14 protein-coding genes are annotated in these 15,159 nt (G+C 44.4%); 9 read left to right on the plus strand and 5 right to left on the minus strand.

What is annotated here, in order from left to right; translation table 11 throughout:
* Positions 1 to 5 precede the first annotated feature (5 nt).
* The 9 genes from R2083_RS02880 to fabG all read left to right on the plus strand — a co-directional run bounded on the left by R2083_RS02880 (position 6) and on the right by fabG (position 9,725).
* Positions 6 to 1,247, plus strand: a complete 1,242-nt coding sequence (locus tag R2083_RS02880; protein WP_317537434.1) for an AMP-binding protein — start codon at positions 6 to 8, stop codon at positions 1,245 to 1,247.
* Positions 1,248 to 1,398: 151 nt separating this feature from the next.
* Positions 1,399 to 2,334, plus strand: coding sequence for an acyl-CoA synthetase (locus R2083_RS02885; RefSeq protein WP_317537435.1), 936 nt, complete (start codon positions 1,399 to 1,401; stop codon positions 2,332 to 2,334).
* On the plus strand, positions 2,331 to 2,915 hold the full coding sequence (locus R2083_RS02890; protein WP_317537436.1) for a LolA family protein: 585 nt from the start codon (positions 2,331 to 2,333) through the stop codon (positions 2,913 to 2,915). The genes R2083_RS02885 and R2083_RS02890 overlap by 4 nt, the downstream gene beginning before the upstream one ends.
* Positions 2,916 to 3,070: 155 nt before the next feature.
* A complete protein-coding gene (locus tag R2083_RS02895; RefSeq protein WP_317537437.1) occupies positions 3,071 to 5,368 on the plus strand; it encodes an MMPL family transporter in 2,298 nt (765 codons plus the stop codon).
* Positions 5,369 to 5,380: 12 nt separating this feature from the next.
* Complete coding sequence (locus tag R2083_RS02900) at positions 5,381 to 6,166, plus strand: polysaccharide deacetylase family protein (RefSeq protein ID WP_317537438.1); 786 nt, start codon at positions 5,381 to 5,383, stop codon at positions 6,164 to 6,166.
* 33 nt (positions 6,167 to 6,199) lie between these two features.
* On the plus strand, positions 6,200 to 6,910 hold the full coding sequence (locus R2083_RS02905; protein ID WP_317537439.1) for a class I SAM-dependent methyltransferase: 711 nt from the start codon (positions 6,200 to 6,202) through the stop codon (positions 6,908 to 6,910).
* A gap of 28 nt (positions 6,911 to 6,938) precedes the next feature.
* On the plus strand, positions 6,939 to 8,147 hold the full coding sequence (locus R2083_RS02910) for a beta-ketoacyl-[acyl-carrier-protein] synthase family protein (protein ID WP_317537440.1): 1,209 nt from the start codon (positions 6,939 to 6,941) through the stop codon (positions 8,145 to 8,147).
* A 2-nt stretch (positions 8,148 to 8,149) separates the two neighbouring features.
* Complete coding sequence (locus tag R2083_RS02915) at positions 8,150 to 8,995, plus strand: beta-ketoacyl synthase chain length factor (RefSeq protein ID WP_317537441.1); 846 nt, start codon at positions 8,150 to 8,152, stop codon at positions 8,993 to 8,995.
* A 1-nt stretch (position 8,996) separates the two neighbouring features.
* Complete coding sequence (fabG, locus tag R2083_RS02920) at positions 8,997 to 9,725, plus strand: 3-oxoacyl-ACP reductase FabG (protein ID WP_317537442.1); 729 nt, start codon at positions 8,997 to 8,999, stop codon at positions 9,723 to 9,725.
* On the opposite strand, the gene R2083_RS02925 is transcribed toward fabG, so the two are convergent.
* From R2083_RS02925 to R2083_RS02945, 5 genes are all read right to left on the minus strand, one after another.
* Positions 9,718 to 10,494: a class I SAM-dependent methyltransferase gene (locus R2083_RS02925; RefSeq protein ID WP_317537443.1), complete on the minus strand. Its 777-nt coding sequence runs from the start codon at positions 10,492 to 10,494 to the stop codon at positions 9,718 to 9,720. The genes fabG and R2083_RS02925 overlap by 8 nt on opposite strands.
* Before the next feature lie 6 nt (positions 10,495 to 10,500).
* Positions 10,501 to 11,259, minus strand: coding sequence for a glycosyltransferase family 2 protein (locus R2083_RS02930; RefSeq protein ID WP_317537444.1), 759 nt, complete (start codon positions 11,257 to 11,259; stop codon positions 10,501 to 10,503).
* Positions 11,219 to 11,983 carry a lysophospholipid acyltransferase family protein gene (locus R2083_RS02935; protein ID WP_317537445.1) on the minus strand — a complete coding sequence of 255 codons (765 nt, stop codon included), beginning with the start codon at positions 11,981 to 11,983 and terminating at the stop codon, positions 11,219 to 11,221. Before R2083_RS02935 ends, R2083_RS02930 begins: the two co-directional genes overlap by 41 nt.
* Before the next feature lies 1 nt (position 11,984).
* Positions 11,985 to 13,019, minus strand: a complete 1,035-nt coding sequence (locus R2083_RS02940; RefSeq protein ID WP_317537446.1) for a hypothetical protein — start codon at positions 13,017 to 13,019, stop codon at positions 11,985 to 11,987.
* 124 nt (positions 13,020 to 13,143) lie between these two features.
* The gene (locus tag R2083_RS02945) at positions 13,144 to 14,493 is read right to left on the minus strand and encodes an NAD(P)/FAD-dependent oxidoreductase (protein WP_317537447.1); all 1,350 of its coding nucleotides are present in this window, start codon (positions 14,491 to 14,493) and stop codon (positions 13,144 to 13,146) included.
* Positions 14,494 to 15,159: the final 666 nt, after the last annotated feature.

Raw genomic sequence — 15,159 nt, forward strand, 5'->3', positions numbered from 1 at the left:
CGGCCTTGAACCGGCAAGCGATGTTGTTACCACCAACCTATAATCAGGGTATGATTTTTCAATTGCAGAAAACCTATCCTGATTTTTATATCCTTTATGACCAAGATGTGCTTGAGATAACCGAGTTTCCAAGCTTTAAGCTGGAGTATCCGGTTTTACCAAGTCATGAGTGTTATGGTTATCTATCCGATTTAAAAAAAGACTTTTCAGTTCCAGAGATTCCTGCTGATCATGTGATGGCGTATGTATTTACTTCTGGTTCTACCGGAGAGCCTATTCCTCATGCAAAAGCTTGGGGGAGCTTGACACGCAACGTACAGGCGCAATTATGCAGAATTAGGGAAAATGTGAATTTTCTGAATCAAAAGTTTACTGTTCTGGCTACCGTACCTCCGCAGCATATGTACGGATTGGAGTCGAGTGTATTGGTCGCATTGCTCGGCGGCCAGGCGTTCGGTGCGGCGCATCCTTTTTTTCCACAAGATATTTGCACTGAACTGGAATGTTTGCCGCGCCCCCGTGTATTGGTTAGTACGCCGTTGCATCTTAGAACGTGGATGGAAAGCGGAATGGAATTACCCGCAGTGGATTTGGTCATCAGCGCTACTGCACCTCTGAGTCTGCAACTTGCCGAAAGTATCGAAGCGAAATTTCAGGTTCCAGTTCAAGAAATTTATGGCTGCACGGAAACAGGACAGATTGCCACTCGTTTACCCACGGTAAATCCAGTATGGCAAACTTATGGTGAGGTAGAAATTATGCAAGCCGATGGCGGAGATGATGGATGTGGCGGGGCAGTGGTGCAGGGCGATTATATTTTCTCACCTACAGAGCTCAACGATGTGCTCGAAGTGATTGATAAAAAACACTTCAAATTACTGGGACGCAAGGTCGATCAGGTCAATATAGCCGGTAAGCGGAGTTCATTGGGTTATTTAAACTATCAGCTCAATACCATTCAGGGTGTAAAAGATGGTGTTTTTTTTATTCCGGACATGGTGGATACGCTGAAAGAAAAGCTCGGAGAAACTCGTCTGGCGGCATTTGTGGTTGCTTCGGGCATTAGTAAGGCTGATATTCTGAAGGCCCTGCGTAGCCGCATCGATGCGGCGTTTATCCCCCGGCCGCTTTTTATCGTCGATGAGCTACCTCGTAATAGCACTGGTAAGCTTCCACATCAGGTATTGGCAGAACTTGCTCAAAAATTACAATCGGAGCAGAGTGCAACAGAACCCCAAAAGCAGTAGTTTTACAGAGCTTTCTAAGTTGTTTCTTACTTAAGATGAAATAACATTTATTATTACCTCATTGAACAATGTATCGATTAATCTGGGTGAATCTACTTGGCGCTTTTCTAGCATCATGAGAGAGAAGCGGATGAAAATGCTCTGAGTGGATTTGACCATACTCTTGGAAGAGATGACTGATATAAATACAGATGTGGATTGGATGAAGCGAAAAGAGCGTGGCAGTCTCATTCTGCTACGCTTACTGGTTTGGTTGAGTTTGTTTTTTGGGCGAAATTTTGCGAAGCTTCTACTCTATCCCATCAGTTTTTATTTTGTATTGGCCGCTACGCAAGCCCGGCATGCTTCGCGCCAATATTTGCAAAAAGTCCTAGGTAGAACGGTGCGATGGAGGGATATTTTTAGGCATTTTTTTTGTTTTGCGACCATATCGCTGGACCGGATTTATTTTCTAAATGGGCAGGTTCGGCTATTTTCCATTACCCTAGAGAACGAACATCTTTTGCACTCAGCCATGCAACAACATACCGGCATGTTTCTTTTCGGTGCGCATATGGGCAGCTTTGAAGCGCTGCGGGCGTTGGCTCATCAACATACGAACTATCCATTGGTACAGTTGATGTATCAGGAGAATGCAAAAAAATTGGGCCAAGTGCTGGCCGCCATCAATCCAGAACTCCAACAAGAGATCATACCGCTAGGTAATCTGGAGACCATGATACAAGTGCATGAGGCGCTAAAACAGGGAGCAATGATTGGTATACTGGCAGACCGTACATTGCAGCAGACAAATCTTAAAACACAGTATTTCCTAGGTGAAGAAGCAGCATTTTCTGAAAGCGCCTTCCGGCTCGCAGCAATATTGCGCAAACCTGTGCTGTTGATGCTAGGTTTGTATCTGGGCGAAAATCAATATCGATTGGTATTTGAAGAGATTTATGATTTCTCGAGCATGCAGGAAGATCAAGTGCAGGCCGTAACAGTCGCTCGCGAACGATACGTAAATTTGTTGGCAAAGTATTGCCGGGAATATCCCTATAATTGGTTTAATTTTTATGATTTTTGGCAAACATCATGCGAAGAATGAGTCATTATCAATATTGGTTTGCTGGTTTTTTATTGCTGCTTAGTTCGAATATTCAGGCACAAGTTGAAGCTGATCGAATCAGTCTCCACCAATTGATGCAGTTCATGACCAAACATAAAGAAATCCATGCAACCTTCGTTGAGAATAAATATATCAAAGGCGTAGATGTACCACTGGAGTCTTCAGGAGATTTAATGTTCATAGCTCCATCTACCATGGTCAGAAACACGTTGCAACCTAAACCAGAGCTGCTCAAACTGACAGGCAATACCGTTACAGTAGAACGCATGGGTAGAAAGCACAGTTTGCAGATTGATGACTATCCCGAAATCAGCCTGCACTTTGAAGGAGTGCGGGCTTTATTAGCGGGAGATATCGAACGATTGACCCATCTTTACAGCGTTGGATTAACCGGTACTTTTGTTGACTGGAAGTTGGTGCTGAATCCCTTGCGACAGGGAACTGCTCTAAAATCGCTGAATCTGAATGGAAGCCACGACAGTGTAAAGTCAGTTGAAGTACATTTGGAGGATGGTGACTATTCCATCATGCAAGTCAGCAGAAAAGATGCGGGTGAGTAGGCCGGGACGGTTCGATCTGGTCTGATTGCTTTATAAAGCTAATGTATATTACTCGAAATAATCGATTCGTAACGCAAATCCTGTGGTTTCTATGTGTGCTAGTGTGTGGTTGGGTAATAGTCAATACCGATTACAGAACCGATTTGTCGGTTTTCTTGCCTTCTGAACCTAATAAAAAAGAAGCCATGCTGCTGGGGCAATTGCAGAATGGTGCAGCAAATCGCATTCTTTTGGTTGGTATCGAAGGAAGTGATACCGTTACGCTTGCTCAGATAGGCAAATCGTTTGCCGCTAAAGCTCGAAGTAATTCAGTTTTTTCTCATGTCCTGAATGATCAGAGTGTAATCGACCCTGCCGAGCAAAAACTGATCTATACCTACCGCTACTTACTATCTCCAAACACAAGCACTGAGCTGTTTACCCCCAAAAGCCTCGAAACCGTAATTTCTGCTAATTTACTGGAATTATCTTTCGCTTCAGGGCTATTGAGTAAGTCTCTTTTTATGCGTGACCCTACTGGAGAAATCATGGCCTTGGTTGATCGAATGACCCCAGTGCAAGGTCCGCAAACCATACACGGTCAGTGGTTCAATGATCAGGGTGAACGCGCATTACTGTTGGTGCAATTAGCTAGTGACGGTACGGATACCGCTGCTCAGGAAGCCGCCTTAGAGCTCATGCAAACCAGTTTCAAGGAAGTGGTGCAATCATTTCAAGCGCAGAGCCAAGAAAACAGACAAAAAACGGATGATATCAGACTAGTGATCAGCGGACCTGCTAGTTTTGCAGTCTCAACGCAAAAAATCATTCAGCAAGAAGCGTCTCGCCTATCCGGAATAGGACTGATACTGATCATTACCATTTTGCTCTATGTGTTGCGCAAACTTAAGCTGTTGTTTGCGGGTTTATTGCCAGTTTTTAGCGGGGTGATTGCAGGAATTACGGCTGTGAGTCTGGGTTTTGGCAGCATCCATGCCATGACTATCGGCTTCGGCATTACATTGATTGGAGAGTCCATAGACTATTCAATTTATTTCTTTTTGCAGCGTTCACAAACTGCAGAAAATGGCGGTAATAACCCTATTTTCTGGCGTACGGTAGGTTTAGGCGTGATGACGTCCATTTGTGGTTTTTTGACCCTGCTGTTTTCCGGTTTTACCGGATTGATGCAATTGGCTACATTCTCAATTTCCGGTCTTGTGGTAGCTGTTGTCTGTACCCGTTGGGTCTTGCCAACGCTACTCCCGCAGCGGCTAAGTATCCATGATCTCAATCCCGTCGGAGCATGGCTAAGATTGATGATGATGAAGGGGTATTATCTCCGGTATTTCATATGGTTTTTGACAGTAGGCGCTTTGCTGTTGCTCTTAAGCAGGCAGGATTATTTGTGGAGCTATGAATTAAATGATTTAAGCCCGATACCTGCAGCATTGCTTGACTTGGACGGTGAGCTGCGGGCCGATATGGGGGCGGCTGATGTGCGGCATATGTTGTTGTTACAGGATAAAACGGAAGAGCAAGTCTTGCAACGCTGCGAGCAGTTTCTATCCAGACTGGATGCGCTCGTTGCACAGGGGTTGTTGGGAGGTTACCAAGCCCCGTGTGTTTATTTGCCAAGTCAAGCCAAGCAAATACAACGTCAGCAAGTACTTCCTGATCACGAGCGACTAGAACAGGCGCTTCAGGAAGCTACTCATACATTGCCTCTATCCGTGCAAAGTTTTCAGGGTTTCGTTGAAGATGTCTCAAACAGCAAAGCACTGCCTTTGCTGCGGTCAGATAAGCTAGAAAGCAGCACTTTCGGAATCACGCTGGGTGTCACACTCTATCCTGTAAAAGCAGGCGAGAATCACTTTTATCATGCGTTGATACAGCTACAAGCTCCACTGCAAAATGGTGAAGTCGGAAGCATCAATCATGAGTTGCTGCAAACTGAACTACTCGATATCTTGAATGAGCAGTCGGTATTATTGGATTTGAAAGATGATTTTAACTCTATCTATAAGACTTATTTGAATAAAATATTGAAGCACTCGGCTGCTGGTTTTATTGCAATTATTGTTTTATTGTTACTGGTGTTAAGATCTTTCCGAGCAACTCTTCTGGTAATTTTACCGTTGGCATGTGCGATACTTTTTGTGACCGCCTTGTTGCATTTGCTTGGTTCGCAGTTGAATTTATTGAATATAATCGGTTTATTACTTGTTTTTGCAGTGGGTTCAAATTATGCATTGTTTTTCAGTTCTTCTCAAAGTAATATGACTTTGGCATCGCTGCTGATGGCTGCGACCACGACTGGGATTGGGTATGGTGTTTTGATTTTTTCGCAAATCCCTATTTTACAAACGATTGGCATTACAGTTGCATCTGGAGTCTTTTTTGCGTTGATTTTTTCTGCGCTGATGGCACCCAGTACGTTGCGGAGAGACTCAGGCTCTATTAGTCAGAACTGAATAGGTACATCAATGTTTTATCACTATAATAGGTTGATACGTGTCAGTATCGTGTTGCATTTACTAGCAATCTGCTTGTTTTTGATACCGGATGGATGGTTCTATGCTCTGTTCGTCATGTTTGGCAATCATGTTGTTCTGATTGCTCAGGGTTTGTGGCCACGAAGTCAGTGGCTGGGTAGAAATATAACGTATGTACCTTTGGCGAAAGCGGGAGGCGCTGTGTATCTTACGATTGATGATGGCCCTTGTCCCGAGGTTACTCCACAAGTATTGCAAATCCTCGAACAATATAATGCAAAAGCTACTTTTTTCTGTATTGGTAAACGTGTGCAGCAGTATCCTGATTTGGCAAAATCAATCGTCGCGGGCGGCCATAAATTAGAGAATCACAGCATGGTGCATAGTTATACTTTTTCATTGTGGTGCACGCAAAAAATATACCGGGATGTGGTTAATGCTCAGACTGTGATACAGCAAGTGACAAATAATCGCCCACATTATTTCCGTGCACCAGCAGGCCTGCGTAATATTTTTCTGGATGTGGTGCTGCAGAAACTAGGATTGTGTCTGGTGAGTTGGACACGCCGCGGTTTTGATACGCGTCAGCGTAATGCAAGAGTAGTCCTGGATAGTTTGTGCAGGAATTTGCAGGCGGGTGATATATTGCTGTTACACGACGGTAACGCGGCGCTGACTTGCAATGGAAAGGCGGTGATTGTGGAGGTACTGCCGGTATTGTTGCAGACATTATTTGAGAATAATCTCAACCCTGAGGTGTTGCCGGATGGTTTGTAGATATGGCTTTTCTAACTTGATTGATTACTAGGAATGGGTCATTTTTTATCACCTGAACTCGTTGATCATATTTGTAAGCCTTACCAGCGTGCAGGCAAGTTTGCCTGGCATTTCGCCAGAGGTAAATTAAAGCGAGATCCGGTATTTATGCACATTTTGCAAGCCGGCTATATATCTCCTTATACACGTATACTTGATATTGGTTGCGGGCAGGGTTTGCTGGCAGCCATGCTGTGCGGAATGGATGATTACACGTACAGGTATTCTGAGAAAAAGGCAGAAATTAAGGCGGCCTCGGTAACTGGGATTGAACTCATGCTCAATGATGTGATCCGAGCGCGTCAAGCGTTGCAGGTTTTTGGTTCGCGTATCCAAATCATCCATGGCGATATGCGCAACATCGATTTCGGGTCTGCAGATGTCGTTGTCATTCTTGATGTTTTGCATTATGTGCCTTCTAACGAGCAAAACGACATACTCAAGCGCGTCTATGCGTGTTTATCCTCGGGTGGAACACTTTTGCTGCGAGTGGGGGATGCAGCAGCAGGCCTGCCTTTCTTGTTCAGCAAGTGGGTGGATACCGTGGTATTTGCTTTTCGTGGACACGTATCGATCCGCGTTTATTGCCGTTCATTAGCAGAATGGAAAGAACAGCTTGAAAAAATCGGTTTTAGAGTGACAGCTATTCCCATGCACCAGGGAACGCCGTTTGCCAATATTCTCCTGCATTGCCATCGACCTTGATTATCAATGAGTTTTATCTAGATAACATATGAAAGACCAAGCTTATTTGTCCATGCCTGCATTTACGGCGACCTGCTGCCTGGGTAACGGTTTGGCAAGCTTGCGCTCTAGTCTTTTGTCGCAACATACTGGCCTGGTACCCTGTAAGTTTGAATCGGTTGATTTAGACACCTATATAGGAATTACGAATATCACAGAAGATAAAGTATTTTTATCTGCTGAGTTGCAGGACTTTGATTGTCGCAACAATAGATTGGCTTATTTGGGCTTGCAGCAGGATGACTTTATCGATGCCGTAGAAAAAGCTAAATGCCGTTTTAATAAAACCAGAATTGGCGTGTTTCTGGGGACCAGTACTTCTGGGATGTTGCAGACAGAAAAGGGTTATCGCGAGCTTGATCCGCAAACGGGGGCATTACCCTCGTGGGTGAATTATCGTTTTGCTCAAAATACATGCTCGGTTGCGCATTTTGTTCGCCTGGCACTTGGCTTGGATGGACCTACAGCAGTGGTGTCTACAGCTTGTTCTTCCAGTGCAAAAGTATTTGCCATGGCGCAACGTATGTTGTTACTGGGCGTGATTGATGCAGCAATTGTTGGAGGTGTTGATAGTTTGTGTCTGACAACACTGTATGGCTTTCACTCTTTGCAACTACTCTCTCAGAATCCGTGCATGCCGTATGACACCTATAGAGAGGGCATTTCGATCGGTGAAGCAGCAGTTTTCGCACTTTTGACGCGTGATGATTCCTATACACCGCCTGGAAGTTTATTGATCAAGGGCGTGGGTGAGAGTAGTGATGCATATCACATGTCCAGTCCTCATCCAGAAGGGCTGGGTGCTCGCCAGGCCATGCAATCAGCTTTGCAACAGGCGCGCCTTAGCGCACCTGAAATCGATTATATCCACTTGCACGGTACCGCCACAAAGAATAACGATGCGATTGAAAGCATCGCAGTTTCGGCAGTTTTTGAGGAAAAGCCGCCTGCGAGCTCAACCAAAGGCGCAACCGGGCATTGCTTAGGAGCGGCAGGTGCATTGAATGTGGCCATAGGAGCCCTAGCCTTGCAACAACAGGTTGCATGGGGAAGTCCCGGCACGGAAGAGTTGGATGCTACCCTCTCTCCGATTCATTATCTGATACATAATGTTGCCCGCCCTGTAAATCATGTACTCAGTAATTCATTTGGTTTTGGAGGTTCTAATTGCAGCATCGTTTTGGGGCTTAAGGATTAAGTATGAATGGGGGGGCTGATTTCTCGCAAGATAGGCTACAGTGTCATGTGCTAAGTATCGGTCTTCTGGGCCCCGGTTTGCCCAATTGGAATGTAGCCCAGTCAATTTTGAGTGGAGAGCAAAAATATCAGTGGGCAGACTTCGAAATCCCTGCGGTAACATGTCTGCCCCCTACGGAACGTCGGCGAGTAGGAAAAATGGTTCGCCTCGCATTAACTGTCGGGAATGCTGCAGTACAGGCTGCAGCTATCGATGCGCATCAATTAGCAACGGTATTCACTTCTTCTTCGGGAGACGGGGATAATTGCGATGCAATCTTTACAACACTCGCACATACTGAAAAAAGTGAGCGGTTTATTTCACCAACGCGCTTTCATAATTCCGTCCATAATGCACCGGCGGGTTACTGGAGCATTGCGAATCAATGTGCGCTGCCATCGACCAGCTTGTGTGCGTATGATGCAAGTTTTGCGGTTGGCCTCATGGAAGCTTGTAGTCAGGCACTGTGGACAGGAGAATCGATTTTACTAATATCCAGTGATGTTATGTATCCCTACCCGTTAAGTGACGTGCGACCGATGAGTAGTAATTTTGCAGTGGCTATGGTGTTAAATGCAGCCGCTAATGACGCTGCTCTTGCAAAATTGACATTACGATATGCGACTGAACTTGAAACTCGGATGGAAATGCGTGAATTTGATGAGTTGCGTCTTTCCAATCCGAGCGCGCGCTGCCTCCCTTTGCTGCAAGTGATTGCACGAAACGCACTTCATTCTTATCGTGCTGTTCCGCGCCAGATTCATTTAGAGTATGTTGAGCCTTTAACGCTTGAAGTGGTTGTCGATTAAAATGCATAACAAAATTAATGCGCTTGTAACTGGAGGCAGTGGATCAATCGGAACCGCAGTTAGTCATGTACTGGCGCAAGCTGGGTATCATGTCTATATTCAAGCCAACCAGAACTTTCAAAAAGCGCAAGGTCTAGCGAATCAATTGCAGCAACAAGGATTATCGGCGAGTGCGCTGCAATTTGATGTTACCAACGCTGAACAGACGCGTCAGTTGCTGGGAGAGCTGACTGAACATACGCCCATACACATATTAATCAATAATGCCGGCATACATGATGATGCCATATTTCCTGTCATGAAGCAGCAACAATGGCAGCATGTTATGGATGTGTCACTGAACGGTTTTTTTAATGTCACCCAACCTTTGATCATGCCGATGATACGCAACCGTTTTGGTCGTATCGTCAGTGTTTCGTCAATTGCAGCGATGATTGGGAATAGAGGACAAGTCAATTATGCCGCAGCCAAAGCGGCGTTGCATGGGGCCAGCAAATCATTATCTCTGGAACTTGCAAGCCGCAACATAACGGTTAATGTCGTTGCGCCGGGTATTATCGCATCGCCTATGATCGAGAATGTGTTCGATGCTAAGGCAATTGCAAGTCTTGTGCCGATGAAACGCGCTGGAGAGCCGGAAGAAGTTGCTAGTCTGGTAGCTTATCTGTGCAGCAATGGCGCAAGTTATATTACCGGACAGGTAATTTCAGTAAGTGGAGGAATCATCTAATTTTAGGTTGTAATTTAGTGGCCTGATACTCTGAGAAAATCCTTAATTCACGATGCTGCTTGACGCCTGAGAAACCGATGCTTTCCAATGTTTGAATAATTCTCTGGGGTGAAACACAAGCTTCTATACTGTCCCAGTAATATCTCCACAGCTTGCTTGTTCGACTGTTTGAAGAAATCGCTCTTGCGAGTAGCGGGACGATGGTTCGCATGTAAGTCTTCAATAGGGTGGAACCGAGTCGTGTTTCGGGCCGGGTAATTTCGAGAATGCATAGCTTACCCTCAGGTTTGAGTACTCTGAGAAATTCACTAAATACTTGCTCTAGGTTACTCACATGACGAAGCGCATAACCCATGCTTAGGAAATCAAAACTATTGTCAGGAAAAGGGATAGACTCTGCTCTGCCTCCAATCAGGGCGGCTTGTTTGAACAAAGAACTTGCTTGCATCATGCCCAAACTAGGGTCAAGACCGATCAGTAGTTTTGATGAACCGATAATTTCAATGGCCTGTGCCGCTACCAATCCTGTGCCGCAACCAACATCCAGTATCTGCATTCCGGGTTGCAGGCCCGCACGCTTCAATGCCTGGCCGCGGTACCATTGACCGGTACCAAGTGCCAGAAGATGTTCGATACGATCATAATCAATACTGGTTGTGTCGAACATTTCTCGTACAAAGCTGGCACGTTCTGCTTCAGTTGTGTAATAACCTGAAATAGGCTTATGAGGAGCTTTTACGAAACTAGTGGATTGCTCTGAATCTGACATAAAATGTTAAGAGTTGAATTTGCGCCACAGTAGCAGTGGTAAATGTACGATAAAACCGACAATAAGGCGGATGTGCATCCATGTTAACAACGCGTTGTCACGCCAGTAGTTGAAATGCGATACGCCTCCTTCATCTGCATTCAAATATTTGACCGGTGCATCCACATTGATTGGACGGATATTTTTCCAGCATAAACGGACTACTGCTTCTATATCAAAATCGAAGCGACGCATAAAACGATTTTGCTGCATGATGCGTAGAAGTGGAACAATGGGGTAAACGCGAAAGCCGTAAAGAGAATCGCCAATGCCCATCCAAAGGGTATCAAGATTGGCTAAGAAGTTCGAAATTTTTCGTCCTTGCACGCGAAGTTGTGGGGCAGTGTCATCAAAGACAGGTTTGCCCAGTATCATGCTGTCAGGATTATCCATAGAGATATTCATAAATCGCGGGATAAGGTAAGCAGGATGCTGTCCATCGGCATCCATTGTCAACGCATGCGTAAATCCTGATTCTGATGCTTGGCGCAGACCTTCCATTACAGCTGCTCCTTTCCCTAAATTGAATGGAACTACGATCACTCTCAGGTTGGGATTATCTTCGCTCATCTTTTGAAGAATTGCTGTACTACCGTCGGTACTGCCGTCGCAGACCACCCATACCGGCTGCCATCGTAATAGAGCTTCCCGCACCGTGACCATAATCAAGTCACCTGGATTATAACTAGGTATGAGCAGTATGTGGCTGGTGGAGGGAGTCGTCAAGGGTGCGATCATAATAATTTTGTAAAAGATTGATGATTTCTGAAGTTCTACTTGTAGGCTCAAATCGTTGACCGATAACAGCTTTGAAATATATAGGGAAAGGGGGAGGGGTCCAGATAGACCAATGTTTAGCCAGGTAGGGTGAATCGGTGAGCAGCAGAATTGTTTGAATAGGCGCTTGAGCTTTTGTACTGATAAGACCTATGCCGGTTTTCAAGCGATTTATGGGAAGCTGCACCGTTCGAGTACCCTCCGGGAAAATCAATAAATTACTGCCGCTTTGGAGTTCTTTAACTGATCGGCGAACCATACTTTTAGTAGAGTCGTTTCGTACGTAACCAGCCAGTCTGGCTCCAGAATGTAAAAAAATACTATTCCAAAGGCTGGCTTTCATTAAACAACTGGTATTTTTGATACGCGACAGAATCAAGAGCGCATCCAACATGCTGGGATGGTTAGGTGCGATAATGATCCCTTGCTCTACATTTAGCTTGTCAAGTGCGTGCAAATCTAAATGCATTAGGCCCAGATGGCAGCATCCATTCAAGAACAACCGAAAAACAAAGCTGTTCAGTTTTCTTCCAAAAATTTTTCCAGTGTCAATGGGGAGCAGGTAATAGAGAAAAAACACCACGAAATTTCCAATCAATAACATACTAGCAAGCCAAGTCAGCGCCAAATAAAACGCTACGATATGAAAAAAGCGCAGGGTTAATTTTGTCATTTTAGGCATTTCTTATATGATCTGATTGAGGAGTGAAGTAATTCGCGCTCGCTTCAATCTCTAATAGTAATTCCGTTCTGCAAATATCGGCTTGCACATATACTGCTTGTGTGATCCCCGCTTGCTGCAAAACACTTCGCACACTTTCAAAGTGTTCGGGTAATCGGATATATATACGCCAGAAAAGCTCATTCAAACTCAAAGAATATTGAGCATTCGTAAATTCTGCTCTGTTTTCTTTAATGATCATATTGGCTTGTGTCAGTATCGTATTCAAATTTTTCAAAGTTTCATAGGCTTGGGTTTGAATATTATTTTTGTGACGTGATTCATGGCCCACAATACTGGCAGTGCCGCTGATAAAAAGTGCTGCGCCGGCGACTTGAGGTACAAGTGTGGCGCGCGAAAAAAGAGGGGGGGCGATACCGTATTGTTCAGGATAAAAACTGGAGCTCATTTGGCGTGGATTTTCAATGTAGTACGGCTTCCGGGTAGAGGCTAAGAAAACGATCCTGAGAGTAGTATCAAAGGAGCCCAAAGCGCAAGCTGCAGGGTATCTGTTACTGATTATCTGAGGATAATCGTCAAAGGCCTTTTTTCGGCCTATATTAAACAATCGATAACGCTCAGTCATGCCTTCAGTTTCATTGATATGGGGTACATAATTCCATATTCGCAAAAGATGTGGAAATTGCAATGTCAAGCACAATTGCAACATTTCACGATAGGCATGTTGACTTGTTTCTTCCAAATGCTCCAATCCTAAATACTGTTCAGTTTTGATATATCCGAAAATAAATTCCCGTGTTTTGCTATACCGAATTGTTCCACGAGGAAAGGAGCATTCATGTGTTACAGGAAGCGTATCGATCAAGATCAATTCATTTAATTCAGTTTTTTTCTCTAATAAGGGTAAAGGCAGTTGCAGTATAGTACCTTGCTCAGTAGCGAATTCATGTGTATGACTCATGCCTCCCAATACGTACTGACTTTGTTCCAGTTGCTGTGCTGATGGCGATATAATCAACGTCTCCACGATGCACTATGCCTTTTCACAAATTCGGGAGATTTGTTTATTTTAATATCGATGAACAGAGAAGAGAATTTTATGATGTGCCACGTTGCGAAACTAATTTCAAACCACAGATTGTCTTGATGTCTCACTGCACAGTGCTATCCACATCACGAATGTTATGAGTACGTCGCTTCATTGCTACCCAGGAACGTTTTAGATTAATTACAGATGATAAATAGTATATGAATTTGAAAGCATAGAGAGACGGCCAAATTTTAGGGTTTCCGAAAATATCCCCGGATAGGACACTGAGGATACTCGCTTTTGTTTTGAGAATGGTTTTGGGATACATAAATAATTCACGTATCATCGGGTTGGTTACTCGGTGAATAAACCAAGAAAATTCTTTGGGGCCATGCTTGATGACTTCTTGAAATTCTTTAAGTTTAGCAGGAGCTTTTGTGGGTTCTTTTAGAACAGTTTCAACGACTTCTGCCCCTTTGAAAGCGCTATTCATTGCCAACATAACGCCTGATGAAAAGACTGGATCGACAAATGCGTAGGCATCGCCAATCATAATAAATTGTTTGCCGTGGGATATCGTGCTTGAGTAAGAGTAATTGCCCGTTGCATATGTCTCAGATACAAGTTTCGCATGCTTCATGCGTTCAGCCAATTGTGGACTTAAGTTAATGGTATCCCAAAAAAAATCATCTAGAGGTTTTTTACGGGAGTGCAGGTAATACGGCCAGCATACCGCACCTACACTAGTTGTGCCATCCGCTAAGGGAATAAACCAGAACCAGCCATGTTCAAACCAAAAAATGGAAATATACCCCTCCTTGTCTCCGGGTAACCGAGTGGCCTGATGGAAATGTCCAAAAATTGCGGAACTACTATGTTTTTTGTCTTTTTGTTTAGTTTTGTATTTATTGGCTAGAAACGTATCGCGTCCAGAAGCATCCACTATAAATTTAGCTTCAAAAGTAATTGCTCGTCCAGTTTCCATTTCTGCATAGACATGGACTGGTGCAATATTTTTATCATCGATCTGAACATCCCGAACACGACACTTTTCTATGGTATGTACACCGTTTTTTGCCGCGTTACGAAATAATATTTCATCAAATTCAGATCGCCTGACCTGATAAGCCCACGATAGATCCTTATTCCAACTATCTGAAAATTCTATCAGAGAAACATGCTCATGTTCGGGTGAGTTAAATTCTATACCGAGTTTTAGCAGGCCAATTTTTTTTATTTCTTCGGCAACGCCCAATCGTTCCAGTAGAGGCATATTAGCGGGCAGAAGCGATTCACCAATATGAAATCTCGGGTGTTCTTCTTTTTCCAGCATAATGACGTCGAAGCCCTTCTTGGCCAACAATGCGGCGCATGCTGATCCAGCAGGACCGCCGCCTACTACGAGTACATCGCATTGTGTAAATGCGGATTCCTTCGGTGTAGGCATGATTTCTGGCGCGATATTGTTCATCTCCGACTAAATAATCCTTATGTTAATGACGCAGAAGAAAACATTTTTTACCGATCCGAAATATACCGGATGTTAAATATTTTTTCAAACCTACCACTGACTGACCTGGCCTTACGAATCCGAACAGTTTAGTTAGGAGAAAATAGCTTAATGACTGTAGTCTCCTCGCATTTTTGATCTAATCAAACGTAGAAATATTGGGATTTTGCCATAGTGAGTTGGTGACCTAGTCAGGCTGCCTGGCTGTGGATATATCGGATGGTCTGCTTTTGGCCGCTGCCCATTCGGTGAACAACTGTGAGACCAGTTTCGGTCCAGTGTTCAGCCATATGGTATCGGGAACATCATAGCGACCGAGCAGGCGATTAACACCCGATCAACCGTGCTGAAGGAATCGATGTGCCGTAGGCACTCTCGGTTTGCTTCATCTATCACATTCAACGTTCGGAGCCGTCTGCCACAGTATAAGATGTCATGCATGAGATCAGTGCTCAGCAGCAATTCGGTGCGTTGGTCAGCTCCAGCGCTCATGGCAGGTCACGATGGCATTAAGCGCATCAATCACTTCGGCATCTCATTTCGATGCCAGTGCTGTCCTTTTGTAGTGTGCCGCTCGCGATAGGTCGGCATTCAGTGATTTCGTAGAATAATACGCAGGAAAAAACG

Source organism: Nitrosomonas sp. Is35, from assembly GCF_033063295.1.
In the GTDB taxonomy this organism is placed as follows: Bacteria; Pseudomonadota; Gammaproteobacteria; order Burkholderiales; family Nitrosomonadaceae; genus Nitrosomonas.